The following is a 23,972-nucleotide window of genomic DNA, read 5'->3' on the forward strand; positions in this document are numbered from 1 at the left end:
TGCCACCGATCCGACCCTTGACCTCTCCGGTGGCGACGTTGCAATATATTGCATACCGCAGTGCCGAGGCGCGACAGCTCGGTCCCCGCTCAGTTCTCGAAGGAGAGACATGGCCATCACCGACTTCGAACGCCACCCGCTCACGTTCGGCCCCAGTCCGATCCAGCACCTACCCCGCCTGACCCGGCACCTCGGCGGCGCGCAGATCTGGGCCAAGCGCGAGGACGTCAACAGTGGACTCGCCTTCGGCGGCAACAAGACCCGCAAGCTCGAGTACTTCGTGCCCGCCATCCGCGCCGCAGGCGCCGACACGCTCGTGTCGATCGGCGGGTACCAGTCCAACCACACCCGCCAGGTGGCCGCGCTCGCCGCCCACCTGGGCCTCAAGGCCGTTCTCATCCAAGAGAACTGGGTCGACTGGCCCGACCCCAACTCCGACCGGGTCGGCAACATCCAGCTCTCGCGCCTCATGGGCGCCGACGTGCGGCTCGACTCCGCCGGGTTCGACATCGGGTTCCGCGACTCGTGGAAGAACGCCATCGCCGAGGTCACCGGGCGCGGCGGTACCCCGTACGCGATCCCCGCCGGCGGCTCCGACCACGAGCTCGGCGGTCTCGGCTTCGCCAACTGGGCGTATGAGGTGGCCGAGCAGGAGCGCGAGCTCGACGTCTTCTTCGACACGATCGTCGTCTGCACCGTGACCGGCTCGACCCACGCCGGGATGATCGCCGGGTTCGCCGCGCTCGAGGACGTCGGTGGCCGCCCGCGCCGCGTCATCGGGATCGACGCCTCCGCCACGCTCGAGAAGACCCGCGACCAGGTGGGACGCATCGCCCGCAACACCGCGCGGCTCATCGGCCTCGAGCGCGACCTGCGGGACGACGAGATCACCGTGCTCGAGGGCTGGGCCGGCGACTACTACGGCATCCCCGTCGAGTCGACGATGGACGCGATCCGGCTCGGCGCCTCGACGGAGGCGATGATCACCGACACCGTCTACGAGGGGAAGTCGCTCGCCGGGCTCATCGACCTCGTGACAGCCAAGGAGATCCCGGCCGAGAGCAACGTGCTCTTCGCCCACCTCGGCGGCCAGCTCGCACTCAACGCCTACAGCGGCCTGACCCGCGGCTGACCCGGCGTTCCCCTCAACACCGCCGACCGACGACCACCGCCGACATCCCCAGGAGCCCTGAGTGAGTGAGCTGCGCGAGACGACCCAGATCGACGAGAACGCCGAGAATGCCGCCGATGCCACCGTCGACGGGCGGCCGCTGTCGGCCGCCGCCTCGCTCGGGGACGACGCCCTCGACGCGATCGCCCAGCGGGTGCTCTGGCTCTCGACGGCGATGATCGACGCGGCCAACCGAGGACGCCCGAACACCTCGGGGGTCAAGGTCGGCGGGCACCAGGCCTCGAGCGCGTCGATGGTCGGCATCATGACGTCGCTGTGGTTCGCGGAGCTGACGAGCGCCGACCGGGTGTCGGTCAAGCCGCACGCCGCGCCGGTGCTGCACGCGATCAACTACCTACTCGGCGACCTCGACGAGTCCTACCTCACCCGGCTGCGCGAGAAGGGCGGGCTGCAGAGCTACCCGAGCCGGACGAAGGATCCCGACACGGTCGACTTCTCGACCGGGAGCGTGGGCATCGGTGCCACGGCACCGATCTGGGCGGCGATGTCGCACCGGTACCTGCGCGACCAGTTTCCCCAGACGCCGCGCTCGGGGCGGTTCATCAGCCTCCTCGGCGACGCCGAGCTCGACGAGGGCGCCGTGTGGGAGGCCGTCACCGACCCCGGTGTGCGGCAGCTCGGCGAGCTGCTGTGGATCGTCGACCTCAACCGGCAGTCGCTCGACCGGATCATCCCCGACGTGCAGGTAGCGCGTCTGCAGGGCATGTTCGCGGCCGCCGACTGGCAGGTGCTCACGTGCAAGTGGGGGCGGCGCATCGAGGCGGTCTTCGCCGGGCCGGGCGGCGGGGAGCTGCGGGCGCGGCTCGACGACATGCCCAACGAGGAGTACCAGCGCATGCTGCGCAGCCGCCCCGAGGACCTGCGGGCCCGGCTGCTCGGTGAGGCTCCCTCGGCCGGTCTGGCGGAGGTCGTCTCGCGCCTCGACGACGTCGAACTCGCCTCTCTCGTGCGCGATCTCGGCGGTCACGACATCGGGTTACTGCTCGACACGTACGCCCAGGTCGACGCCTCGCGCCCGACGGTGATCTTCGCGTACACGGTCAAGGGGCGTGGCCTCGCGACCGAGGGCCACCCCGGCAACCACGCGGCCCAGCTCAGCGCGGCGCAGATGGCCGAGCTCGCGCAGTTGTCGGGCGCCGACCTCGACGACCCGTGGCGACGATTCGCACCCGGCAGCGACGAGGCCCGCCTGTGCGCTCAGGCCGCCGATCGGCTCGAGCGGCCCGTCGTCGACCCCGCCGACCGGGCGAGCGTCCCGGCCGAACTGCCCTGGGGCCACAAGGCGGTCGGCTCCACGCAGGCCGCCCTCGGGCGCGTGTTGTCCGACCTGCTGCGCGGAGCCCCGGAGGTCGCGGCCCGCGTCGTCACCCTCAGCCCCGACGTCGCCTCCTCGACCAACCTCGGCGGGTGGATCAACAAGACCGGCGTCTGGTCGCCGGGCGAACGCCGCGACTGGTTCGCCGACGACGCCGAACGCCTGCTCAAGTGGACCGAGGGCGCGCAGGGCCGGCACATCGAACTCGGCATCGCCGAGGTCAACCTCGTCGGGCTCGCCGCCGAGCTCGGCGCGACGTGGAGCCGGTGGGGGCAGCCGCTCATCCCCATCGCGACGCTCTACGACCCGTTCGTCTCGCGGGCCCTCGAGCCGTGGTCGTACGGCATCTACGCCGGCGGCCAGTCGATCCTCGTCGACACCCCCTCGGGCGTCACCCTCGCCCCCGAAGGCGGTGCGCACCAGTCGATCACGACCCCTCGATCGGCCTCGAACAGCCGGGCTGCATCGCCTGGGAGCCGGCGTTCGCGCAGGATCTCGAGTGGTGCCTGCTCGCGGCGATGGACCGCATCGGCCGGCCCGACGGCACGTCGGCCTACCTGCGCCTGTCGACCCGCCCGGTCGAGCAGTCCCTCGCACGACTCCCCGAGGACCCCGTGCTGCGGGAGCGGCGCCGAGCCCAGGTCGTCGCGGGCGGCTACCCACCCGGCACGCGCCGGGCACCGAGCAGGTGACGCTCGTCGGCGTCGGCGCGATCATGCCGGAGGTGCTCGCCGCCGCCGACCGCCTGGTCGACCTCGGCGTGCGGGCCGGAGTCGTGTGCCTGACCAGCCCCGATCTCGTGTTCCGCTCACTGCAGGCGCGGCACCGCCGCGACAGCACGAGCCGCAGCGCGATCGTCGACGAGCTGTTCCCCGAGGAGACCAGGGCACCGCTGGTGACCGTGCTCGACGGGCACCCGCACACCCTGGCGTTCCTCGCCGGGGCGCGCGGCGACCGCATCCGCAACCTCGGCGTCACCGAGTTCGGACAGTCCTCCAGCGTCGAGGACGCCCACGCCATCCACGGCATCGACACCGACTCGATCGTCGCGGCGGCGGCCGATCTGGCCGGGCTGTGAGATCCCGGACACACGGCAGTCACCGACACCCGCGCCGGCGGCGCTGACACGCCCCGCCACCGGCTCCCGACCTGCGGATCACGCCGGTGGCGTGGGCGTTCTCAGCGTTCGCGCCGGTGGTCGCGATCGGGGGCCGACTCGTGGTCGAGGTAGGCCTCCTCGCGGTCGACGTCGACGCGCAGCGACCTCCGCTCGGTCACGACACCGCGCCGCACCCGGATGCGCTCGACGGGAACGACCTCGACGCTGACCACCGGGCGCTCGGCGTAGAGGGTGATCTCGAGGTCTCCGTCGTCGAGGGTCCGCAGATCGGTGCGGGGGCCGTCGTGCAGTTCGTCGTCACGCAGTGCGTCGTCGCGGACCTCGCCGCGCAGCTCGGCGTCGGCAGGCCCGTCCACCGCGCCGTCACGACCGGTGGGGGCGGCGTCGCGGGTGTAGGCGTCCCCGCCGGTGACCGCCTGCGGCTCGTCGAACGTCTCCTCGATGACCTCGAGACGCTCGTGCCGCAGCGTGACGGGAACGGACCTCTCCTCGGTGACGACCTGCTTGCGCAGGGTGACGCGTCCGGTCAGGACCCGCTCCGTGCGGACCTCGACCTGCTCGCCGTGCAGGACCAGATGATCCGCGCCGAGGGCGTCGTCGCGGTGCCGGTCGTCGCGGTGGGGCTGCTCGCGGTGGGAATCCATTCCTGCTCCTTGATCGGGGATCTCAGACTCACACGGGAGGGCCCGCTCGGCACCCGGAGAACGGACGCATGCGCTCCCCGGGGTGCGGGGTAAGGGAGGAGAGAACGAGCAGGACCCGCCCGCTGAACACCCCGACGAAACGGAGCGACCATGAACGACAACGCGATCACCGACGACGAGGGCATGGAGAAGGTCGTCTCGACCATCAAGAGCACCCGCATCGCGATGCTCACGCACACCGACCGGCAGGGTCGCCTCATCTCCCACCCGATGGCCACCCAGGACGTCGAGTTCGACGGGACCGTGCGGTTCATCACCGAGCGGAACTCCGAGAAGGTCGCCGACCTGACCGCCAACCCTCAGGTCAACATCGCCTACAGCGGCAGCGGATCGTGGGTCTCATTGTCGGGCACGGCGCGCATCGAGAACGACGTCGAGAAGATCAAGGAGCTGTGGTCCACCTTCACCGACGCGTGGATGGAGGGTGGTCCCGAGAACCCGAACAACGTGCTCATCGTCGTCGACGGCGACACCGCGGAGTACTGGGACGCCCCCGGTGGCAGCAAGGTCACGCAGGTCGCGGCGCTGGTCAAGGCGCTCGCCGGGCGCAAGCGTCCGGAAGGCGACCAGGGCACCGTCTCGCTCTGATCGACGGCATGACGACGGCAGCGGCCGCGGCTCCCACCAGGGAACCGTGGCCGCTGCCCGTATCCGGTCAGACGTGCGCGATCAGCGTCGCTTGGCGGTGAGCCGCATGGCGACGGTCTCGTGGCCGCCGGCCTTCGTCGCGGTCACCGCGAGCTGACCCCGCCTGTTGATCCCGGAGACATCGCTCAGCACCCAGCCGCGCGGCAGCCGCGACACGCTGGTGAGGTCGGACTTGCGCCCGTTCTCCCAGGTGACGACGCGGTCGTTCTCCACGCCGACGACGACTCCCCGGTCGGTCACGAGCTTGGGCGTCATCGCGCCCGCGCCCCGCAGGGCCACCGGGTTGCGGCGGTGCGACAGCCACGCCACGGTCGACGCGCCGTCCTTGGTGACCCGCCCGACGATGTACTTGCCGTTCGGAGAGATGCCGTCGGCGGAACTGGCGAACCCCTTACGGGTCTTGAGGTACGTGACCCCGCTCGTGGTCATCGTCGCGGCCCGAGGGTAGATCTCCTCGGTGCGGAAGTTCGGCGCCTCCTGGTTGACCGCCGCGACGCCGCGATCGGAGATGCCGGTCACCGAGCAGTTACCGGAGTCCTTCGGCCAGGTGAGCGTCTTGACCGTCCCCATGGCGAAGGAACCGACGAACGGCTCCGCGACACGATAGTTGTGCGCGCACCCGGCGACATCGCCCCGCACGTTGGCCGCTCGCAGACCGTACCCCTGGAACGTCGTCCGGTCGGGGTCCTGCACCACCGACAAGGCCGCCTTCGATCCGGCCCAACGGAACACGCCGTCGTGACCGCCGCCGTAGACGTGACCCGATCGGGCCATCGCGGTGGCATTGGACGAGTTCTCGGCGATCCCCTCGGTCGAGGCCAGCTCCCGGACGCCTCGCCTGGTGACGACGAACGTCGGGCGTGACGACGAGGTGACGAGGACGTCTCCGGCGTCGGAGATGCCCTGGGCGCGGGTACCGAAGGGGTACTCCTGCGACTCGGCGCGAGGGCCGATGATCTCCCCGGTGTAGCGGATGCCGGTCGGACCCGGCTTGGTCGGTGCTGCGGTGGCTGCGGTCGCCGCGGGTGCGACGAGAGCTGTCGAGACGAGACCCACCGTGATGAGGACACGCGTGGTCGTGGGCGTGATGGACATGGTTCTCCCCTGAATCCCTGTACTTCCCCCAAGGCCGGACGACTGTCCGGCAGCGCCGATCCTAGTCCGGCTCGTGGGCGGGCAACAGCGTTCCGTGGGAACGAGATCCCTGAAGTTTCGGGCGGGTGGAGGCGTCAGTCCTCGAGCTCGGCGAGCGCCTCCGCGGCCGCGTCGTCGAAGGACACCAGGCCGTCGGGCGGGTCGGGGATGTACTCGGCGATGTCGTGTTCGCCGCACACCACCTCGTGGACGAGGCTGCCGACCAGGGGACGGGCCAGGCCGGCGTCGATGGGGGTGACGAGCCCGACCCAGTAGCTCGCCAGCGTCGGCGTGAACACGGGCACCGGCACGATGACGCGCGGGCGCATCCGCGCGATGCGGGTGTAGCGCTGGATCATCTGGCTGTAGGTGAGGACGTCGGGCCCGCCGATGTCGAAGGCCCGGTCGACCTCGGGCGGCAGTGACGCGCTGCGCACCAGGTAGTAGACGACGTCGTCGATCCCGATCGGCTGGATCCGGTTGCGCAGCCACTTCGGCGCGATCATCAGCGGCAACCGGTGGCTGAGGTGGTGCAGCATCTGGAAACTCGCCGACCGCGACCCCAGCACGATCGCCGCCTGCAGACACACCGCGGGCACGGAGGAGTCGAGGAAGACCTGCCCGACCTCGACCCGCGACCGCAGGTGAGGGAGAGCTCGACGCCCTCGGGGTGCAGTCCGCCGAGGTAGACGATCCGCGAGATCCCCGCCCGTTCGGCGGCGGCGGCGAACGTCTGCGCCAGGTCGAGGTCGCGGCGTTCGAAGTCGCCGTCGGAGTCCATCGAGTGCAGCAGGTAGTAGGCGACGTCGATCCCGCGCAGGGCGTCGTCGAGGTCGGCCGCGTTCGTCGCGTCGCCTTCGACGACGTCGATCTCGTCGCGCCACGGGGCGTCCACGAGCTTGCTCGCCGAGCGCGTCAGCGCCCGCACCCGCCATCCCGCGTCCAGCAGCGGGCGGACCAGCTCTCCCCCGACGTAGCCGGTGACGCCGGTGACCAGGGCGATCGGCAGCTGCTCGGCGGCACTGCGCGACGTGGGCGAATCGGTCATGGTCGACCTCTTTCTTCGGGTGGCCGGGAGCGGCGGGTGGGGGTGGTGCTGCGGGGGCTCAGCCGAACACGTCCAGCATGATCGGGAGCAGGAACAGCATGGAGCTCGACCAGAGGCAGTGCACGATGATCGGGCCCAGTACGCCGCCGGTGACGCGGCGTTGCAGGGCGCAGAGGAACCCCAGCATCGCGGCAGCCAGCACCAGCAACGGGATTCCGGTACCGACGGTCGTCAGGGTGTAGACGAGTGTCGAGATCGCCACGGCGTGCCTGCGGCCGATCGCGGCGAACAACGCGCCGCGGAAGTACAGCTCTTCACCGACGCCGTTGATCATCGTGATGGCCCACACCAGCGGCAGCGAACCGTACCGCGCGTGGTCGAGAAGCTCGTCCACCGGCCCGCGCAGGGCGGGGATCTGGGCGACGACGACGGCTCCGGCGAGGAAGATCCCGGTGATGAGCACGGCGAGCGCGAGGGACTGCACGAGCGGTTGCCCCACCCCGCCGTCCCTCGTCCACGCGCGTCCGAGATGCAGGGGGCCGGAGGCGAACGCGCCGACGGTCCAGACCAGCGCCAGCGCGATGGTCCACCAGTAGAAGCTCGGGTCGCCCGCCGGAATCCGCAGGCTGTAGGCGAGCATCACCGCACCCATGACGAGCGTCACGCCGGCGACGATCCGTCGGCGGCGGAACGCGGCGTCGGACTGGGCGTGGTCGCGGGGGACGGGGCGCAGGAGGGCGGCCTGCCCGAAGTCCCGGAGTTCGGTGAACGGGTTGATCATGGCCTCTCCCACGGGGTTCCCACGCGTCACAGCCTGACACGGAGCGCTGCGCCTCACATCCTCATGCGGTGCCGGCGTCGGCGTGCCCTTCCTGTCCGGCCGGGCCCGCGGCCTCCGCCCGGCGGCGGAACCAAGCGGCGAGCAGGCCACCGGAGATGTTGTGCCACAGCGAGAACACGGCGGCCGGCAGCGCGGCTCCGGGCTCCATGTACGTGGTCGCCAGGCTGGCGGCGAGTCCGGAGTTCTGCATGCCGACCTCGATCGCGGTCGTGCGCGCCGTGCGCTGGTCGCGACGGACCAGGCGGGCGAGCCCGTAGCCCAGCAGGTACCCGAGGCCGTTGTGCAGGACGACGGCGACGAAGACGATGAGGCCCGCCGAGATGACCCGGTCGGCCGAGCCGCCCACGACCGCGGCGACGATGAGCGAGATCGCGGCGACCGACACCCACGGCAACGCGGGCAGGACGCGCTCGACCACTCGCGGCAGGAGGAGGCGGACGAGCAGTCCGGCGATGACCGGCACGAGCACGACCTGCAGGATCGAGAACGCCATCGACATGCCGTCGACCTCGAGGTAGGTGCCCGCGAGCCACAACACGAGCAGCGGGGTCAGCAGGGGTGCGAGCAGCGTCGACACCGTCGTCATGGCCACCGAGAGGGCCGTGTCCGCCTTCGACAGGTACGCGATGACGTTCGACGAAGTGCCGCCGGGCGCGCAGCCGACGAGGATCAGGCCGGCCGCGAGCGCCGGCTCGAGGTTCAGCATCATGGCGATGCCCAACCCGAGCAGCGGCATCACGCCGAACTGCGCGACCACGCCGATGAGCACGGGCAGCGGCCGGGAGGCGACGAGCCGGAAGTCGGTGGGGGTGAGGGTGAGGCCCATCCCGAACATGACGATGCCGAGCAGCGGGGTCACCGCCGGTCCCAGGCCCGCGGCCACGGGCGCGAAGACGTACCCGAGCACACCGGCGGTGAGGATGAGCAGCGGGAACACCGTCACCGCGAGACGTGCGCTGCGGTCCTCGGTGGTGCGGACGCCCCGTGCGGCGGGGATGGGAGGAGTCGTGCGAGCCATGCGGGGATCATCTCGCACGGTCTCGATGGGCGATACGCACGTCTCTGTCTCCGGACTCCGCCTCAGGACTCCGCGGCGCCGGTACCGAGAGCGGGGCCATCAAGGTGAACACGTAGCCCTCCCACCTGAAACAGTAAGCGAGGGCGAAACCGTAGAGCCTGCGCGACTGTTTCAGACATTCCCTGCTGTCCGAGGTGGGTGGGTGGGCGCGGGCGAGTCAGCGCCGGTGCGCGATGTACCTGCGGACCCGTCTTCCTGGTGGAGTGTCGCGGATCGTCGTCCACATCGGGCTCCGCGCGATCCGCTTGACCGCCTGGGTCTGCAGGAGGACCGCTGTGAGCGTGGGGGTCGCGGGAGTCTCGGGGCGGGTGGCCGGTGAGGCCGCTGGCTCCGACGTCGCGGGAGCGTCCGGGACGCTGACCTCGACCTGCGGTTCCGGCAGTCTCCCCGACCGTTCGCGCCTCGGGCGTCCGTCGACGTCGGCGGTGACGTCCTCGAACGCCGCACGCCACACCGCGCTGCGCAGGATCCGCTCCTGCGCCGCCGTGGACTCCCCGCGCCCGGACGCATGCCAGTACTCCGCGATCACGTCGGGGTCGAAGGGGTAGCCCCGGTCATCGGGAGAGGCGAGCACCGCCTCGACCTCGGCGGCGTCGGTGCAGTCCGCGAGGCGGATCACCCGTGGCGCCGCAGGGCGTGGGGCCGCCGCCTCCTTCGGCATCTCGCCGGGGAAGTAGGGCACGCCGCTCCACTGCGGCACCAGACGTTCGGTGAGCAGGCGGTGCAACGTGTTCGCCCGCCGCTGGTGTGGGCGTAGGGCGAGGGCCGCCCGCTGGAAGCTCGGGGTGAGCAGCGGTGAGCACACGCCGAGCCGCTCGCCGGTGGACCCCCAGCGCCGCATCCGCTCCGAGACGTAGAAGTGATCGAGCAGGGTCAGCCCGGGCACACCCGCCTCACGGATAGCCCGCATCCTGCCGGCGAGGTCGGCCTCTAGCGCCTCCCGCGCCTCCTCCGCGACGCCCGGCACCGGGCAGTGCCGCCGCACCACCCGTCGCGCGAGATCGTGCGTGAACCGGTGCGCCCGTAGAGGATCGGACATCGCCTCCCGCCATTCGCGCTCGAACGACGTCGGCGCCAGGTCGTCGGAGGCGGCGTAGTAGAACCCGTGCGCCACTTCACCACCCACACCACCGACGACCACCGGGTCGGTGCGATCCAGACTCGTCGGAGCCGTGTAGTGCAGGTAGCTACAGGGCCGCTGCCCCTCGGCGTACCGGTGCCATGCCCGCGCCGAGTCCAGCGCGGCGAACGGCGGCCGCGGAGCCGACGTGCCGGTGGGCATGTGCGTGATCCGGTGCGACACCTCCCGCCCCAGCCGAGCGATGAGGTCCTGGGCCACCGACAAGTCTCCCGGAACACCGTCGTGGGAGTGCAACTGCACCGGCGTGTCGCCGGCGAGGAATGCCGCCGCGACCAGGCGCGAGTCCCGCCCGCCGCTGAGATCGACGACGGGAGTCCCCGGATGCCAGCGCGCGATGGACGCCGTGCGGGCCGTGAGGTCGGCCGCCGCCTCCTCGATGAGGCTGTCGAGAGCGTGATCAGGGTCGGGCACGAGCAGGCTGGTCATGAGGTCGATCGAGCTCACCGTGAGCCGGCCTCGCCGGCCCTCCCAGCGCACCCGCGTCCCGGCGCCGACGACCCGCACCCCCTGCAGCGGCGTCGTGTCGCCCCAGAACTCGTCGGCGACTGCCGACTGGGCCCACCCGGTCGGGTCGGGCACCACCGGCGCCCCCGCGAACAGCAGCGCCGCGATCGGGCGGTTGCTCCACACCCATCCCCACGGCGTGCGTACCTCGAACAGCCGGCCGACCCCGAGGGCGTCGGTGAACAGGTCGAGGGAGTCCGCGTCGACGTCGCCGGCGGCGCAGACGAACGGCGGGGTGATCTCGAGGATGCGCTCGGGGGAGGCGGCGAGGGCGTCCACGAGGGCGAATGGCGCGTCGTCGGGGCCGGCCGTCGTCACCGCCTCGACACCGATCGGCGTGTATCCGGACGCCACGCACCGGGGTGGGCGCTGCGCCCACGTCGGCCAGAGCGTGTCGGGGGTCGCCGACTCCCAGAGCAGGACTCCGCACGAGGCGGCGGTCAGTTCGCGCCTTGCGGGCGGGGTCTCGTGGAGGTCGCGATAGTGCGTCTCGACGCGAGTGGCACCGGTGGCCACGGGCGCGGCGCCGGCATAGGCGATGAAGGTCTGCACGGTGCCACCCCTCACGTCATCGCCGTACCTCGCCACGCTAGTCGCGTCGAACGACGCAACCCAGGGCCTCGATGCATCCTTGACCTTCTGCAGACCGACTCCTGACCCTTCCGCAACGCCCCCGCCCGATGTCCGATGTCCGATGTCCGACAATGGGGGTGCAGATGCATGCTCAAGGCGCATGCGCTCCCCGGCCCCGCCGAAACCGCCGACTATAGGCGGCGGTTTCGGCGTGACGGGCGTCGTGTCACGAGCGGCCGAGCGCTCAGGAGCCCAGCGCACCGTCAGGGCAGGAACGCCCGTGGTGTGGTGCGCCACAAGCGATTTCCGCCACGCATCGCAGAGTGATGTGCATCACAATCCATCAGCGTCTCATCCTCGTCCGAGGCGAGGGTTTATTTACACGGCATCCTCCGGTATATTTTACCCCAGCGAGAGGAGCCCTCCCATGACCACGACCGCCGGAACCACCACCATCACTCCCGAGACCCTCGTCGGTGATCTCGTCACCGACGACCCCCGCCGCACGCGCGTGCTCGACCGGTTCGGCGTCGACTACTGCTGCGGCGGGCGTCGCACGCTGGGCGAGGTCGCGAGCGCGGGTGACCTCGACCTCGACGCCCTGATCTCCGAACTCGACGTCGCCGGCGAGTCCGAGACCCCCGACTGGGCCGCCATGGCCCCCGCCGACCTGGCCCGGCACATCGTCGAGTCCCACCACGCCTACCTGTGGGAGGAGATGCCGCGGGTCCTGGCCCTGGCCGAGAAGGTCGCGCGCGTCCACGGCGGTCGTCACCCCGAACTCGCCGACGTCGAGCAGCTCACGACGTCGCTCGTCGCCGAGCTCGAGCCGCACCTGACCAAGGAGGAGCGCATCCTCTTTCCGGCGATCGAGACCTTCTACGCCACCGAAGGGCCGGTCGACTTCCCCTTCGGGCGCCTGGCCAACCCCATCCGGATGATGCTCGCCGAGCACGACGAGGCCGGTGAGATCCTCGCCAAGCTGCGCCAGGTGTCGGCCGGGTTCGTCACGCCCGAGGACGGGTGCGGCTCCTACACGGCGCTGTACTCCGGCCTGGAGGAGATGGAGAAGGACCTCCACCTGCACATCCACAAGGAGAACAACGTGCTGTTCCCCCGAGTGATGCAGGACGAGGAGGACCGCCTCAGCTCACGCTGAGGCCGAGCCGTCCCGGCTGCGTCAGTGCGCCGCGTGGTTCGCCCCATCGCTCCGCAGGCGCCGCCACAGAATCGCCGCACCGAATGCCCCTGCCGCAAGGGTGAGGGCACCGACCGCCGTCCACGTCGTGCTCGGACCCTGCAGGGGTGCGCATTCGCCGACGCAGGCGATGGGCTCGATCACGATCAGCCCGAGTCCTTGGGCGCTCCAGAGTCCCCCCAGGAGGATGAGGCAGAAGCTCAGCATGATCCCCGCAATGAGGACGGCCTTCTTCATGCCGGCAGCCCTCCTCGCGCGACCAGATCCATCGTGGTGATGGCCCCTTCGACGGCAGACTCGCCGGCGGCGGCTCGCCACGCGCGTTCGCATTCACCGAACCACTGCTCGACGTCCCTCGCGACGACCTCCCCCTTGGCTGACCAGCGCACGATCTGGGCACGCCGGTCGATGGGGTCGGGAGTCCGCTCGAGGTATCCCCGTTCGACCAGGTCTGCTATCAGGAGGCTGATGCCCTGTTGGGAGATGCCCGCCTGCTCGGCGATGCGCGCCGGTCGGACTCCCTCGCGGGAGACGAATCGCAGCACGTTGAGGAAGTGGCTCAGGGTGATGTCACCGTGGCCGGACTCGTGCACGTGGCGCAGGAGCGCGCCGACGAGTTGGTCGAAGGCCAAAGCGATGAGGGCGGGCAGTGTGGGCTGCGGCGGGTCAGATACACAAGTCACATGAACAAGTATATTTGTCTAACGCTGCGGTAGGGCTACCCCTCTCCCCTCCGCGCAGCCGCTCAGGACTCCGCCGCCGCCCGCACGCGCGCGTCGAGCAGGGCGAGGTCGATCGCCTCGGGGTCGTAGTCCTCCGGCAGGGAGGAGATGTGGAGGAGGTCGGCCAACGACGCCGGGAATCGTCCCTGCGTCGCCATGTCGTACATGGCCGCGCTCGCGAAGTCCTGCGGCGGACCTGCTCGGCGGCCCGTCAGCAGACGCGCCGCCGGGACCTCACCGACCTCCGCGGGAGGTGCGGGCATGACGTCCTCGGCGACCACCGTGACGCCGAAGCCGGGTCGCCCGTAGGTGTAGCGCAGGCGGGAGCGGGGGCCGCTCAGGACCTGGTCGAGGCGCACCGTCCACTCCTGCGGACCGAGATGCCCCCGTCCACGGGTCCACTCGTTGACGAACAGGCACCCGAGGCGCGTGGCCCCGTCGACGCGGACCACGTCGCAGAAGCGGTACTCCGCCTCGGGCGCCCACCCGAACGCGGCGGCGAACACCGGGTGCACCTTGTCCAGGGTCAGGCTGCCCCGCAGCTCCAGACGTCGCCACAGCGGCGGTTTGATCCCGAGGATGTCGGCCCGCACCCGGATGACCGACTCGCCCCGGGTCGAGGCCCCTTCGTGCCAGACCGGCCGGTCCAGACCGTCGACGTCGTCGCGGCGCGGCACGGGTCGCCAGGCCGCGGGCCAGTCCTCGACGCCCGGCGCCGCGGAGTGCTCGGTGACGCGACCACGCCCGTACTCCGACGCCCCGTCGCCCCCTCGTCGGCGTCGCCGTCCGTGCCCGACGGCTCCACGCCCGGGGCGCCTCCGGCCTGCCGACGCCACGTGGGAAAGGCGATCACCTTGGCGTCCCGGTCGGTCATGATCTCTGCCTATGCCACGGGGACAGGCCGCAGCACGTCGCGTCGCCCCTCATCACGGCACCTGGAACTCGGAGTCGGGCGCGTCGGTGATGAGCATGTGGCCCGGCGCGTGGGTGATGGCGAACGGCGGCCGGCTCTGCAGGAGCATCGCCTGGGGAGTGACGCCGCACGCCCAGAACACCGGCAGCTCACCTGCGCGGATCTCCACGGGGTCGCCGTAGTCGGGACGGGACAGGTCCTCGATCCCCAGGGCGGCCGGGTCGCCGATGTGCACCGGCGCGCCGTGCACGCCGGGGTACCGCGACGTGATCCGCACCGCGTCGGCGACCCGGTCGGCGGCGATGGGGCGCATCGACACCACGAGCGGGCCGGACAGCGCGCCGGCCGGGCGGCAGTCACGCGCGGTGCGGAACATCGGCACATTGCCGCCGGCGGTGATGTGCCGCACCTCGATCCCCGCGGCGAGCAGCGGGTGTTCGAACGTGAACGAGCAGCCGATGAGGAACGACACGAGGTCCTCGCGCCAGTACGGCGTGACGTCGGGGACCTCTGCGGTGAGCTCGCCGTGCTCGTAGACGCGGTACAGCGGCACGTCGGTGCGCACGTCGCCGTCGAGGATCGGGCCTCGGGTCTCCCCCGCGTCGAGGACGTCGAGCAGCGGGCACGGCTTGGGGTTGCGCTGCGCGAACAGCAGGAAGTCGAACGCCTGCTCGCGCGGGAGACAGATGAGGTTGGCCTGGGCGAACCCGGCCGACCAGCCCGAGGTCGGCGTCACCAACCCCTCGCGGAACCTCTGCCGGGCCTGCGCCGGTCGCAGCATGCTCACGTCGTTCATCGCGCCTCCACCCACACCAATCGGACCGCGTCCCCAGGCCGCACCTGCGCGGCCCGGTCGACGTCGGCATCGAGCACCACCGCCGCGACCGGATATCCGCCGGTCACGGGGTGGTCCGCGAGGAACAGCACCGGCTCCCCACCGGCCGGGACCTGGATCGACCCGCGCACGACTCCCTCGGACTGCAGCTCGCGCGACCGCATGTCGGGGTGCCGCGAGACGGCCTCACCCTCCAGGCGCACGCCGATCCGGTCACTGCGGGAGGACACCTGCCACGTCTGGCCGGACAACGCCGCCCGGCTCTCGATCCAGTCGAGGCGGGGCCCCGGGGCGATGCGCAGCTCCACCGGGCTCGCCGGAAGCGCGGGCAACGACACGGCGTCGAGCGCCGGGAGCGCCTGCGTCATCTCCCCGACGGGCAGGACGTCGCCGGCCGCCAGGGGCGTCGGACCCAGCCCGGAGAGGGTGTCGGTGGAGCGCGAGCCGAGCTCGGGCGAGACGTCGATCCCGCCCCGCACGGCGAGGTAGGCCCGCAGGCCCGATCCGCACATGCCGAGCGCGAGTTCGTCGCCGTCGCGCAGGTGGACGAGTTCGCCCGTCGAATGCTGTCGGCCGGCGACGGTCATCGGCACCGGCGCACCCGTGACGGCGATGAGCATCGGACCGTTCGCCCGGAGCTTCAACCCGCCGAGGGTCACCTCGATCCCGGCCGCCTCCTCGGTGTTGCCGACGATGCGCTGGGCGAGGGCGTGCGAGGCGCGATCAGCGGCACCCGAGCGTCCGACGCCCAGGCGCGCCAGACCCGGACGCCCCATGTCCTGCACCAGGGCCCGCGGTCCGGTGGCGACGACCTCGAGCGAACTCACGACGCACCCCCGCGTCGACGAAGCGCACCAGGACTCCCGGAGACAGCAGCGCGGGATCGGTGCGGTCGCTGTCCCACATCGCCTCCTCCGTGTGCCCGATGAGCTGCCATCCGCCCGGTGACGTGCGCGGATACACGGCGCTGAACGTGCCCGCGAGCGCCACCGCACCGTCGGGGACGGCGGTGCGGGGCTCGCTGCGACGCGGCACCTCCAGGCGCGGGTCGCCCTCGACGAGGTAGAAGAACCCCGGCGCGAATCCCCCGAACGCCGACCGCCACGGGGTCTGGGTGTGCGCCTCGACGACCTCTGCGGCACTCAGCCCCGTGAGGGAGGCGACCTCCTCCAGATCGGGGCCGTCGTAGATCACGGGGATCTCGACCACCCGGTCGTCGGCCTCGTCGTCGTCGTCGACCAGGGCGTCGACGTCGAGCGAGGTCAGGGCGTGCTCGAGACGACCGAGGTCGCTCCCGGCCGGCACGGTGAGCATGAGGGTCCTCGCGGCGGGCAGTACGTCGATGACCTCTGAGAAGGCGGCGAACTCGGCGGACTCCGGGAATCCGCCCCGCCCCTCGTCCTGGGCGGCGCGGACCGCGGCGTCCAGGCGGAGCACGGCCGCCAGGTCGTCGAGTTCGACGAGCAGGCCCGTGTCGGCGAGTCGGTGGATCACGATCCCGCGAAGGCGGCGACCTCGACCTCGGCGGCCGTCAGCGCCTCCTTGACCGCGCCGGCCATCGCGACGGCGCCGGGACTGTCGCCGTGGGTGCAGATGGAGTCGGCCTCGATGGAAAGGGTGGAGCCGTCGACGGCCTCGAGGGTTCCCGTCGTCACGAGTTGCACCATCCGCGCGGCCACCTGCCACGGGTCGTGGAGCACCGAGCCCTCCTGGCTGCGGGGCGCGAGCGTGCCGTCGGGCATGTACCCGCGGTCGGCGAAAGCCTCACGCGCCGTGCGGAGTCCGGCCTCCTCGGCCAGGTCGAGGACGACCGCGCCCGGCAGGCCGAGCAGCACCAGGTCGGGGTCGAACGCGACGATCGCCTCGACGACGGCCGCCGCCTGCTTCTCGTGGTGGACGATCGTGTTGTACAGCGCCCCATGGGGTTTGACGTACGTGAGCTCGGTGCCGGCGACCTTGGCCATGGCCTGCAACGCACCCAACTGGTAGAGCACGTCGGCGGTGAGTTCGGCCGGAGAGACGTCCATGAACCGGCGTCCGAAACCGGCGAGGTCGCGGTAGGCGACGTGCGCGCCGATGCTCACCCCGCGCGCGGCCGCGTTCGCGCAGGTGCGCCGGGCCACGCTCGGGTCGCCGGCGTGGAACCCGCAGGCGACGTTCGCGCTCGTGACGATGTCGAGCATCGCCTCGTCGTCGCCCATCTGCCAGCTGCCGAAGGCCTCACCGAGGTCGGAGTTCAGATCGATGCGCATCATGCCCACAGCTTCGCAAGTCCGCCGAGCGACTGGTAGCCCAGGTAGATCGTCAGGAGCCAGGCGGCGATGCCCGCCGCGGTCAACCACGCCGGGTGACGGTACTGCCCACCGAAGAGGTCCTTGCGCACGAAGATCGCGGCGAGGATGACCGTGAAGCCCAGGGGGAGGATGAGGCCGTTGAACGCACCGGCGAAGACGAGGAGCTGGACCGGCGCCTGACGCAGTGTCAGGTAGAGCACGGTGCACAGGACGATGAACCCGACCGTGAGCAGGTTGCGGGTGCGCGGGGTCGTCTTGCTGGTCGTGAGGAACGACACCGACGTGTACGACGCACCGATGACCGAGGTGATCGCCGCGGCCCACAGGATGACGCCGAACACGCGCAGACCGACCTCGCCCGCCGCGTACTCGAAGGCGCTGGCCGCCGGGTTCGCGGTCGCGAGCTGGTAGCCGCCGGCGGTCACGCCGAGGATGGCGAAGAACAGCACGAACCGCATGACGCCGGTGATGATGATGCCGATCACCGAGCTGCGGGCGATGGTGCCGGCGTTCTCCGGTCCGGTGGTCCCGGAGTCGATCAGACGGTGGGCGCCTGCGTAGGTGATGTAGCCGCCGACGGTGCCACCGATGAGGGTGGTGATCGCCAGCCAGTTGATCTGCTCCGGGAGGACGACGTTGCGCATCGCCTCACCCACCGGCGGATTCGTGGTGAAGGCGACGAAGGTGGTCAGCGTGATCATCAGCAGGCCGAGCACGACGACGATGCGGTCGAGAGCCGCGCCCGCCGCCTTCGACAGGAAGATCGCGATGGCGATACCGGCCGAGATGACGCCACCCCACAGCGGGTCCAGGCCGAACATCGCGTCGGTGCCGAGGCCCGTGCCCGCGATGTTGCCGATGTTGAACACCAGCCCACCGATGAGGATGAGGACGGTCAACAGCCAGCCCAGCCCGGGGAGCACGGTGTTGGCCAGTTCGTGCGCCCGCAGGCCGGAGACGCCGACGACGCGCCACACGTTCATCTGCACGGCGATGTCCACGAGGATCGAGACGACGATCGCGAACGCGAACGCGGCGCCCAGTTGGGCCGTGAACGTCGTGGTCTGGGTGATGAACCCGGGGCCGATGGCGCCGGTGGCCATGAGGAACATGGCGCCGAGCAGGGCGCTCCGTCGGGCGCGGAGGCGCCCTTCTCGTCGAGGCCGTCGGCCTCGGGCTGAGCTGCTGCTGACGACATGGGGCTCCTCGGTCAGGGCTGCGCGATGTGACGCGTCAGACGGGTGAACGCCTCGTCGATGTCGGCGGTGTCTCCGGCGAAGCTGAGGCGGACGTAACGGGTGCCGTCCGTGGACGACGGTCGGTCGGGTCGGGCCGGGGCGAAGTCGATGCCCGGCGTGATGGCGACGCCCGTCGCGGCGAGCACCTCATCGCACCAGGCGGGTGAGTCCGTGGTCAGGTGGGCGATGTCCGCGTAAGCGTAGAAGGCTCCGTCGACGGGCGCCACGGTGTGGACACCCAGCTCGGGCAGCCGGGAGAGCACCAGATCGCGGTTGCGCGCGTATCGCGCGACGTGCGAGTCGAGTTCGGCGGTCGCCTCGGCCGAGAACGCCGCGATCGCCGCCGCCTGGGAGATGACCGGTGCACAGATCGCGAGATTGCCGAGCAGTAGTTCCACCGGCCGCACGTACGCCGTCGGGAGCACGGCCCAGCCGACCCGCCAGCCCGTCATCGAGTGGTACTTGCTGAACGAGCCGATGACCGCCGCCTGCGTCGAGAACTGCGCTGCGCTCGCGGCCGTCTCCCCGAAGGTGATGCCGTGGTAGATCTCGTCGCTGATCAGCAGGGTGCCGTTGTCCTCGCACCAGCGGGCGATGGCCGCGAGTTCGGCTGCGGGGACGAGGCTCCCCGTCGGGTTGGCCGGGGAGGCGAGAATGAGCCCGGCGGGTGCTCCGTCGCGGCGCGCGAGCTCCTCCAGCATCGCCAGGCTGGGCTGGAACCGCGTCTCCGGGCCGCAGTCCAGTTCGACCACCCGGCATCCGAGCGCCGACAGGGTGTTTCGGTAGGCCGGGTACCCGGGCCGGGCCATCGCGACGACGTCACCGGCCTCGAACGCCGCGAGGAACACGGCGGTGAACGCTCCGGAGGACCCGGTCGTCACCGCCACCTGGTCGGGCGTGATCGCCACCCCGTAGGCGAGGCGGTAGTGCGCCGCGATCGCCTCGCGCAGGGCCGGGAGTCCGAGCGCGTCGCTGTACCCGAGCACGCCCGACTCCATGGCCCGCGCCGCCGCCTCGCGCACCGCAGCGGGCGCGGGCGTCGAGGGTTGTCCGACGCACAGCGGGATGACGTCGCCGTGCGTGGCCGCCCGCCGACCTGCGGCTTTGAGCAACTCCATCACATGGAACGGCTCGACGCGGCCACGAGTGGACAGGCGGGGTTCGGGAGACATGCCCACATCCTCGCCGCGAAACGGCGGTGAGTCGAGCCTTCAGAAGGTCACGTCGCGGTGCCAGGACTCGGTGACGTAGGACGTCTCCCAGCCCAGCGCGCGGTAGAGCCCGTCGGCACCCGTCGGGGAGGAGTCGTCGACCTCGAGACCCACCCGGTTGCGGCCCCGGCTCGCCGCGTCCGCGATGACGGTGTTGAGCAGTCCCTTGGCGATGCCACGGCCCCGCGCGTCACGGTGCACGCCGATGTAGTCGACGTAGCTGCCGTAGGCGTCGGAGTCGTCGGGTCGGGTCATCGTCGCGACGATGGCGCCACCGGGGATCTCGGTGCCGTCCTCGTGGTGCACGATCGCGAGCCACCAGTGATCCCAGGTGTGTCCGGGGTCCTCCTGCAACCGGAGGATGAACTCGGGAAAGCTCTCGCGGTAGGCGTTGAAGTGGTCCTCGAAGGACTCCTCCAGCACCCAGTGCACGGCCTGGACGTCGACGGCGACGGGGTTGCCGTTCGGCCGGCGTCGCACCCGGCGGATGTCGACGTTCGGCAGTTCGGGGAAGGTGTCGTCGTCGGCGGAGGTCACCGGCCGGGACATCTGCAGCCAGCGGCGGGTGCGCTCGAATCCCGCGGCCTGCAGCCAGCGACGCTGGCGGGCGTCGCCCTCGTAGGAGCCGGTGTCGAGCTGGGTGCCGTCCCGGCCGCGCAGCGAGGCGAACCGGCCGCTGGCCTTCTCACACCACGAGAACAGGGAGGCGGCGAGCGGGTCGGCGATGTCGACCTCCAGCGCGGGGTCGATGGTGACGTGGGTGAGGGTGCGACCGGCGGCGCGATCGTGCACCGCGGCCCAGGCCCGGGCGGCACCGGACCGGTCGAAGACGGCGACCTGGCGCCGAGTCCACGACCCCACGTCGGTGATCTCCGACATGACCGTCGACACGTCGGGGGTGCCCGATCCGGTCGCGGCCCGGGTGACGGCCGCACGCAGCCAGGCGAGCGGGGCGATGTCGCGCTCGTCGGGGTCACGGGCCGTCCAACCGGGCGGCAGCCCTGGGGTCTGGAACTGGAGATTCATGGGGATGACGATACGAGTGAGGTGGCCCTTCCCCCAACTCGCTCACCGCGTGAGCAGGCGCGGGGGCGCTCGCCAGGCCGTCCGAGGCCGTCTCGGAGCATGATGGAGGGAGCAGTCCGGACGGAGGGAGGAGCCTCGATGGGCGAGCGGCGGATCGACGTGGGCGCGGTGATGATGCACCTCGCGCTGGCGATCGCGGTCGTCGGAGGGGCGTTGCTGATGGTGCGCCAGACCGTTCCGTCGCTGACCGCCTTCGCCGTGGCCGCGGGGCTCTTCACACTGGGGCGGCGCACCCCACCTCCCGTCGCGCCCCGCCGTGAACCGTCGCCGGGGGTGCAGGACCTGCCGCTGATCACCCGTTCGTCGGCCGCCGTCGTGGACGTGCCAGAGCCGCACGGGAGGTCGGACTCGGGCGGGTCGACCGAGTCCCCGCAGCGGGCAGGAGATCTCATCCCGCGACTGCCGCCACCTCCGGCGGGGAGACCGGTCGCGCCGTGGGCGCCGCCGAGCCGGCGGATCACCGTCTCCGACGAGCCGCGCCACGCCGCCGCGATGGCGCGCGTTCGGCGACGGGGTCCGCATCTGCGCGCGGTTCTCGTCTCCGACCTCAGCAGCCCGCATCATCCGTTCGCGGTGGCGGTCCACGTGGACGAGGAGTACGTCGGCGACCTCACCGGAGACGCTCTGCTCGACTACGGCGAGCGGCTCGCGGCCCTGGCCGTGCGCGGCATCGACATCAGCCCGCAGGCCGTCTGCCTCCCGCACGGCCTGGACATCGACCTCCCCGAGCCCGAGGGCCTGGTGCCCGAGAACGACGTGCCTGCCGGGGTGGTCCTGCCACACGGCTCGCCGTCGGCCGTCGAGGCCGTGACGCCCGACGCCCCCGCGGCGTCCGATGCGGTGGAGGCGTCCGAGGCGGCGGGGCGGGTTCTCGCGCGCTACGTCCGGCCCGGTCGGGACGTGTGGCTAGCGGTGACCCTGGCCGCCGTCCGTCCACCCCGACGTCGCGACCCGGTCCGCGAGATCGACGTCCTCCTCGACGGTGTGGTCGTCGGCCGGGTCCGCCACGACGAGGTCGAGGACTTCGCGCCCCTGCTCGCGTTCTGCAAGGACCGCGACCTCGTGCCGGTCGTCGCCGCCGTCCTGCGCGGCTCCTCCCTGCACTCCCGACTCACCCTGTCCTGCATCCGCGCCCACGACGCCGACGAGGACTGGCTCCGCTCACTGGGACGCTGACTCACTCGAACCCCCTCCGATCGGAGACGGCTCGAGCACGTCGGAACATCACTGTTGTGCGAGGGGTGAACGCTCACGCCTCGAAGTCCTGCCCTCGCCGGCGTCCGGCCAACTTCTTCGAGTCGTCCTGAACATGCAGGAACCGACTCACCGGAGAGTTCTCACCCACCGCCACCATCAGGAAGAACGCGATCGCGGCGGCCGCGACCGTGCGCGTCCCCGCGTCAGACGTGGGCAGCGACGACCTTGCCGCTACCGCGGTAGGGGAACTTCTTGGCCGAGACGAACAGCGGTGTGGCTCCGTACTTCTTGACGAGGGCGTCGGCGGCCGTCTCCGTGGTCACGTTCTCGCCCTCGAGGCGCTGCACGACCACGCCCCGGGGACGCTCGGCCGACAGCCAGGCGACCTCGACCCCGGCGCGACGGAACGGGGTGACGCGGCCGTCGCCGGTCATCCACGGCCTCGCGACCAGCACCGACGTGCCCTTGGCGCCCAGTGCCATGGCGTCTTCCTCGCCGTCGAACGTCGGCCAGGTGCGTGGTGAGCGGGGGACGTCGGCGCGCACGAGGTGCACGTTCGAGTCGGAGCAGCAGCCGGTGCGGACGACGAGGGTGCCGGCGTTCATCCAGCCCTGCACGCGCAGCCCGCCGGTCTCGTACTGCGGGTTGCCCCGGCGGTCGACGGGGAACGCGGTGGAGGTGAGAGTGCGCACGACCTTGCCTGCCGGCGACACGATGCGTAGCGCCTCCAGGCCCTTGCCGTCACGGTTGCCGTCGGGTGAGACGACGGTGACCGCGAGCTGCCGCCCGTTCGGCGAGGCCTCGACGCTGGTGACGTACGGAAGGATCGTCGTGGAACGTCCGGCGGAGTACCGCACCAGCTGCCACCCGTACTGTCCGCCGCTGCGGGTGCGGACGACCGCGTACACGCTGCCGTCGGCGGCCAGGTCGGCGTCGGCGAACGCCTCGCCGTTGCCGTCGACCCGCGCGCTCGCGAGGGTGCGCACGACCTTGCCGCTGACGCGGTCGACGAGGTGGAGACGTTGGGTGGAACCGCTCCTGGCCACCGCCACGTACTGCCGCGACGCGGAGGTCGTCTGGGGCACGAGGGCCGGTGACGCCGATGGAGCGGCGGCGGCGGGAACGGTGATCATGCCTGCGGAAGACGTCGCGGCGACGATGAACATCGCGGCGGCGACCCGTCGGGAATTCCCCCGAATCTGACGAGTCATGCGGCCCATACTCGTCCTGCCGAGAGGGCCTGTCGAGAGGATGGAGCCACGGATCGGCCACGGATCGGCCACCGTTCGCTCGCAGTGCCGTCCGGGCCGAGTTCGAGGTCCGCGTCGGGCGGAGACGAGGCAGGAGCGACCAGCCAGTGGGCTCCGGTGATACGCGGCGGATGGTGTGTGACGCGCAGGCATCCCGCTGGTTCGCGACCTTGCGAGAGGCGCGCGTCAGCGGTAGACGTCGGCGCGGTGTTCGATCGCCACGATGGTGACGTGCTCGTCGATCCGATACATGATCCGGTAGTCACCGCGGCGCGCGCTGTGGAGACCCTCCAGTTCGAAGCGCAGCGCCTTACCCACGCGCTGCGGATTGTCGGCCAGTGGGCCATAGATGAACTCCACAGCGGCCGCCGCGACCTTCTCGGGAAGTCGCTGCAGAGCACGCCTCGCCGTCGGCGTCCATGCGATCGCGTACGGCTCCGCCATCAGGTACGCAGGCCCGCGAGAATCTCGTCCTTGCCGAGAATCTCCGCTTCGCCCGCCATGAGCTCGGCGAGGCTGTCCCGGACCTGAGCGACGAGCGGGGGCCGACTCACGACCTCGAGCGTCTCCTCCAGCGAGGCGAGGTCGTCGGTACTGATGACGACCGCCGCCGGCTTGCCGTGACGGGTGATGACGACACGATCATGCTCGCGCTCGACCTGGTCGACGACCTCGGACAGACGGTTCTTCACATCCCGCAGCGCCATCACGGCATCGATGCTCATAGCCA

The 23,972-nt window shown here is 71.2% G+C and carries 24 protein-coding genes and 1 pseudogene; 5 read left to right on the forward strand and 20 right to left on the reverse strand.

Annotated elements, in window-relative coordinates; all coding sequences use genetic code 11:
* The first annotated feature begins 109 nt into the window (after positions 1-109).
* A complete protein-coding gene (locus QQK49_RS17665; RefSeq protein ID WP_284305111.1) occupies positions 110-1,132 on the forward strand; it encodes a 1-aminocyclopropane-1-carboxylate deaminase in 1,023 nt (340 codons plus the stop codon).
* A gap of 139 nt (positions 1,133-1,271) precedes the next feature.
* Positions 1,272-3,585: pseudogene (locus QQK49_RS17670) on the forward strand (transketolase-like TK C-terminal-containing protein).
* A 101-nt stretch (positions 3,586-3,686) separates the two neighbouring features.
* Here the strand turns inward: QQK49_RS17670 and QQK49_RS17675 are convergent.
* A complete protein-coding gene (locus QQK49_RS17675; protein ID WP_284305112.1) occupies positions 3,687-4,271 on the reverse strand; it encodes a DUF2382 domain-containing protein in 585 nt (194 codons plus the stop codon).
* A gap of 150 nt (positions 4,272-4,421) precedes the next feature.
* Here QQK49_RS17675 and QQK49_RS17680 point away from each other — a divergent pair, with 150 nt between their 5' ends.
* The gene (locus tag QQK49_RS17680; protein ID WP_284305113.1) at positions 4,422-4,919 is read left to right on the forward strand and encodes a pyridoxamine 5'-phosphate oxidase family protein; all 498 of its coding nucleotides are present in this window, start codon (positions 4,422-4,424) and stop codon (positions 4,917-4,919) included.
* An 81-nt stretch (positions 4,920-5,000) separates the two neighbouring features.
* Here the strand turns inward: QQK49_RS17680 and QQK49_RS17685 are convergent, their stop codons facing one another.
* The 6 genes from QQK49_RS17685 to QQK49_RS17710 form a co-directional block, all read right to left on the reverse strand.
* Positions 5,001-6,074 carry a hypothetical protein gene (locus QQK49_RS17685; protein ID WP_284305114.1) on the reverse strand — a complete coding sequence of 358 codons (1,074 nt, stop codon included), beginning with the start codon at positions 6,072-6,074 and terminating at the stop codon, positions 5,001-5,003.
* Between the two features lie 134 nt (positions 6,075-6,208).
* On the reverse strand, positions 6,209-6,652 hold the full coding sequence (locus QQK49_RS17690; RefSeq protein WP_284305115.1) for a Rossmann-fold NAD(P)-binding domain-containing protein: 444 nt from the start codon (positions 6,650-6,652) through the stop codon (positions 6,209-6,211).
* Positions 6,619-7,161 carry an NAD(P)H-binding protein gene (locus tag QQK49_RS17695; protein WP_284305116.1) on the reverse strand — a complete coding sequence of 181 codons (543 nt, stop codon included), beginning with the start codon at positions 7,159-7,161 and terminating at the stop codon, positions 6,619-6,621. The genes QQK49_RS17690 and QQK49_RS17695 overlap by 34 nt, the downstream gene beginning before the upstream one ends.
* Positions 7,162-7,219: 58 nt before the next feature.
* Positions 7,220-7,942: a CPBP family intramembrane glutamic endopeptidase gene (locus QQK49_RS17700; RefSeq protein ID WP_284305117.1), complete on the reverse strand. Its 723-nt coding sequence runs from the start codon at positions 7,940-7,942 to the stop codon at positions 7,220-7,222.
* Positions 7,943-8,003: 61 nt separating this feature from the next.
* A complete protein-coding gene (locus QQK49_RS17705) occupies positions 8,004-9,020 on the reverse strand; it encodes a bile acid:sodium symporter family protein (protein WP_284305118.1) in 1,017 nt (338 codons plus the stop codon).
* Positions 9,021-9,237: 217 nt separating this feature from the next.
* Positions 9,238-11,277 carry a hypothetical protein gene (locus QQK49_RS17710; protein ID WP_284305119.1) on the reverse strand — a complete coding sequence of 680 codons (2,040 nt, stop codon included), beginning with the start codon at positions 11,275-11,277 and terminating at the stop codon, positions 9,238-9,240.
* Between the two features lie 448 nt (positions 11,278-11,725).
* Between QQK49_RS17710 and ric the strand changes: the two genes are divergently transcribed.
* Entirely contained in the window at positions 11,726-12,457 is a 732-nt protein-coding gene (ric, locus tag QQK49_RS17715; RefSeq protein ID WP_284305120.1) for an iron-sulfur cluster repair di-iron protein, read from the forward strand.
* Positions 12,458-12,478: 21 nt separating this feature from the next.
* Here the strand turns inward: ric and QQK49_RS17720 are convergent, their stop codons facing one another.
* The 10 genes from QQK49_RS17720 to QQK49_RS17765 form a co-directional block, all read right to left on the reverse strand.
* On the reverse strand, positions 12,479-12,733 hold the full coding sequence (locus QQK49_RS17720; RefSeq protein WP_284305121.1) for a hypothetical protein: 255 nt from the start codon (positions 12,731-12,733) through the stop codon (positions 12,479-12,481).
* Positions 12,730-13,179: a MarR family winged helix-turn-helix transcriptional regulator gene (locus tag QQK49_RS17725; RefSeq protein WP_284305122.1), complete on the reverse strand. Its 450-nt coding sequence runs from the start codon at positions 13,177-13,179 to the stop codon at positions 12,730-12,732. The genes QQK49_RS17720 and QQK49_RS17725 overlap by 4 nt, the downstream gene beginning before the upstream one ends.
* A 62-nt stretch (positions 13,180-13,241) precedes the next feature.
* Positions 13,242-14,054, reverse strand: a complete 813-nt coding sequence (locus tag QQK49_RS17730) for a plasmid pRiA4b ORF-3 family protein (RefSeq protein ID WP_284305123.1) — start codon at positions 14,052-14,054, stop codon at positions 13,242-13,244.
* Positions 14,055-14,144: 90 nt separating this feature from the next.
* Positions 14,145-14,927: a putative hydro-lyase gene (locus QQK49_RS17735; RefSeq protein ID WP_284305124.1), complete on the reverse strand. Its 783-nt coding sequence runs from the start codon at positions 14,925-14,927 to the stop codon at positions 14,145-14,147.
* Positions 14,924-15,742 carry a 5-oxoprolinase subunit C family protein gene (locus tag QQK49_RS17740; RefSeq protein ID WP_284305125.1) on the reverse strand — a complete coding sequence of 273 codons (819 nt, stop codon included), beginning with the start codon at positions 15,740-15,742 and terminating at the stop codon, positions 14,924-14,926. The genes QQK49_RS17735 and QQK49_RS17740 overlap by 4 nt, the downstream gene beginning before the upstream one ends.
* Positions 15,690-16,460: a 5-oxoprolinase subunit B family protein gene (locus tag QQK49_RS17745; RefSeq protein WP_284305126.1), complete on the reverse strand. Its 771-nt coding sequence runs from the start codon at positions 16,458-16,460 to the stop codon at positions 15,690-15,692. Before QQK49_RS17745 ends, QQK49_RS17740 begins: the two co-directional genes overlap by 53 nt.
* Positions 16,457-17,221, reverse strand: coding sequence for a LamB/YcsF family protein (locus QQK49_RS17750; RefSeq protein WP_284305127.1), 765 nt, complete (start codon positions 17,219-17,221; stop codon positions 16,457-16,459). The genes QQK49_RS17745 and QQK49_RS17750 overlap by 4 nt, the downstream gene beginning before the upstream one ends.
* Positions 17,218-18,372, reverse strand: coding sequence for an NRAMP family divalent metal transporter (locus QQK49_RS17755; RefSeq protein WP_431310548.1), 1,155 nt, complete (start codon positions 18,370-18,372; stop codon positions 17,218-17,220). Before QQK49_RS17755 ends, QQK49_RS17750 begins: the two co-directional genes overlap by 4 nt.
* Positions 18,373-18,470: 98 nt before the next feature.
* A complete protein-coding gene (locus tag QQK49_RS17760; protein ID WP_284305128.1) occupies positions 18,471-19,670 on the reverse strand; it encodes a pyridoxal phosphate-dependent aminotransferase in 1,200 nt (399 codons plus the stop codon).
* Positions 19,671-19,709: 39 nt separating this feature from the next.
* Positions 19,710-20,735, reverse strand: coding sequence for a GNAT family N-acetyltransferase (locus QQK49_RS17765; protein ID WP_284305129.1), 1,026 nt, complete (start codon positions 20,733-20,735; stop codon positions 19,710-19,712).
* 138 nt (positions 20,736-20,873) lie between these two features.
* Here QQK49_RS17765 and QQK49_RS17770 point away from each other — a divergent pair, with 138 nt between their 5' ends.
* Positions 20,874-21,971: a hypothetical protein gene (locus tag QQK49_RS17770; RefSeq protein ID WP_284305130.1), complete on the forward strand. Its 1,098-nt coding sequence runs from the start codon at positions 20,874-20,876 to the stop codon at positions 21,969-21,971.
* Positions 21,972-22,195: 224 nt separating this feature from the next.
* On the opposite strand, the gene QQK49_RS17775 is transcribed toward QQK49_RS17770, so the two are convergent.
* From QQK49_RS17775 to QQK49_RS17785, 3 genes are all read right to left on the reverse strand, one after another.
* Positions 22,196-23,203 carry a hypothetical protein gene (locus tag QQK49_RS17775; protein WP_284305131.1) on the reverse strand — a complete coding sequence of 336 codons (1,008 nt, stop codon included), beginning with the start codon at positions 23,201-23,203 and terminating at the stop codon, positions 22,196-22,198.
* A gap of 225 nt (positions 23,204-23,428) precedes the next feature.
* A complete protein-coding gene (locus QQK49_RS17780) occupies positions 23,429-23,686 on the reverse strand; it encodes a type II toxin-antitoxin system RelE family toxin (RefSeq protein WP_284305132.1) in 258 nt (85 codons plus the stop codon).
* Positions 23,686-23,967, reverse strand: a complete 282-nt coding sequence (locus QQK49_RS17785; protein ID WP_284305133.1) for a type II toxin-antitoxin system Phd/YefM family antitoxin — start codon at positions 23,965-23,967, stop codon at positions 23,686-23,688. The genes QQK49_RS17780 and QQK49_RS17785 overlap by 1 nt, the downstream gene beginning before the upstream one ends.
* Between the last annotated feature and the right edge of the window lie 5 nt (positions 23,968-23,972).

Source organism: Mobilicoccus caccae (assembly GCF_030161635.1).
Classification (GTDB): Bacteria; Actinomycetota; Actinomycetes; order Actinomycetales; family Dermatophilaceae; genus Mobilicoccus; species Mobilicoccus caccae.

What these genes read in the sequence shown, in the direction of transcription:
- QQK49_RS17665 (WP_284305111.1), top strand. Translation starts at nt 110, where the DNA reads ATGGCCATCACCGACTTCGAACGCCACCCGCTCACGTTCGGCCCCAGT.
- QQK49_RS17675 (WP_284305112.1), bottom strand. Translation starts at nt 4,271, where the DNA reads ATGGATTCCCACCGCGAGCAGCCCCACCGCGACGACCGGCACCGCGAC.
- QQK49_RS17680 (WP_284305113.1), top strand. Translation starts at nt 4,422, where the DNA reads ATGAACGACAACGCGATCACCGACGACGAGGGCATGGAGAAGGTCGTC.
- QQK49_RS17685 (WP_284305114.1), bottom strand. Translation starts at nt 6,074, where the DNA reads ATGTCCATCACGCCCACGACCACGCGTGTCCTCATCACGGTGGGTCTC.
- QQK49_RS17690 (WP_284305115.1), bottom strand. Translation starts at nt 6,652, where the DNA reads ATGCTGCACCACCTCAGCCACCGGTTGCCGCTGATGATCGCGCCGAAG.
- QQK49_RS17695 (WP_284305116.1), bottom strand. Translation starts at nt 7,161, where the DNA reads ATGACCGATTCGCCCACGTCGCGCAGTGCCGCCGAGCAGCTGCCGATC.
- QQK49_RS17700 (WP_284305117.1), bottom strand. Translation starts at nt 7,942, where the DNA reads ATGATCAACCCGTTCACCGAACTCCGGGACTTCGGGCAGGCCGCCCTC.
- QQK49_RS17705 (WP_284305118.1), bottom strand. Translation starts at nt 9,020, where the DNA reads ATGGCTCGCACGACTCCTCCCATCCCCGCCGCACGGGGCGTCCGCACC.
- ric (WP_284305120.1), top strand. Translation starts at nt 11,726, where the DNA reads ATGACCACGACCGCCGGAACCACCACCATCACTCCCGAGACCCTCGTC.
- QQK49_RS17720 (WP_284305121.1), bottom strand. Translation starts at nt 12,733, where the DNA reads ATGAAGAAGGCCGTCCTCATTGCGGGGATCATGCTGAGCTTCTGCCTC.
- QQK49_RS17735 (WP_284305124.1), bottom strand. Translation starts at nt 14,927, where the DNA reads ATGAACGACGTGAGCATGCTGCGACCGGCGCAGGCCCGGCAGAGGTTC.
- QQK49_RS17740 (WP_284305125.1), bottom strand. Translation starts at nt 15,742, where the DNA reads ATGGGGCGTCCGGGTCTGGCGCGCCTGGGCGTCGGACGCTCGGGTGCC.
- QQK49_RS17750 (WP_284305127.1), bottom strand. Translation starts at nt 17,221, where the DNA reads ATGATGCGCATCGATCTGAACTCCGACCTCGGTGAGGCCTTCGGCAGC.
- QQK49_RS17755 (WP_431310548.1), bottom strand. Translation starts at nt 18,372, where the DNA reads ATGTTCCTCATGGCCACCGGCGCCATCGGCCCCGGGTTCATCACCCAG.
- QQK49_RS17760 (WP_284305128.1), bottom strand. Translation starts at nt 19,670, where the DNA reads ATGTCTCCCGAACCCCGCCTGTCCACTCGTGGCCGCGTCGAGCCGTTC.
- QQK49_RS17765 (WP_284305129.1), bottom strand. Translation starts at nt 20,735, where the DNA reads ATGAATCTCCAGTTCCAGACCCCAGGGCTGCCGCCCGGTTGGACGGCC.
- QQK49_RS17770 (WP_284305130.1), top strand. Translation starts at nt 20,874, where the DNA reads ATGGGCGAGCGGCGGATCGACGTGGGCGCGGTGATGATGCACCTCGCG.
- QQK49_RS17775 (WP_284305131.1), bottom strand. Translation starts at nt 23,203, where the DNA reads ATGACTCGTCAGATTCGGGGGAATTCCCGACGGGTCGCCGCCGCGATG.
- QQK49_RS17780 (WP_284305132.1), bottom strand. Translation starts at nt 23,686, where the DNA reads ATGGCGGAGCCGTACGCGATCGCATGGACGCCGACGGCGAGGCGTGCT.
- QQK49_RS17785 (WP_284305133.1), bottom strand. Translation starts at nt 23,967, where the DNA reads ATGAGCATCGATGCCGTGATGGCGCTGCGGGATGTGAAGAACCGTCTG.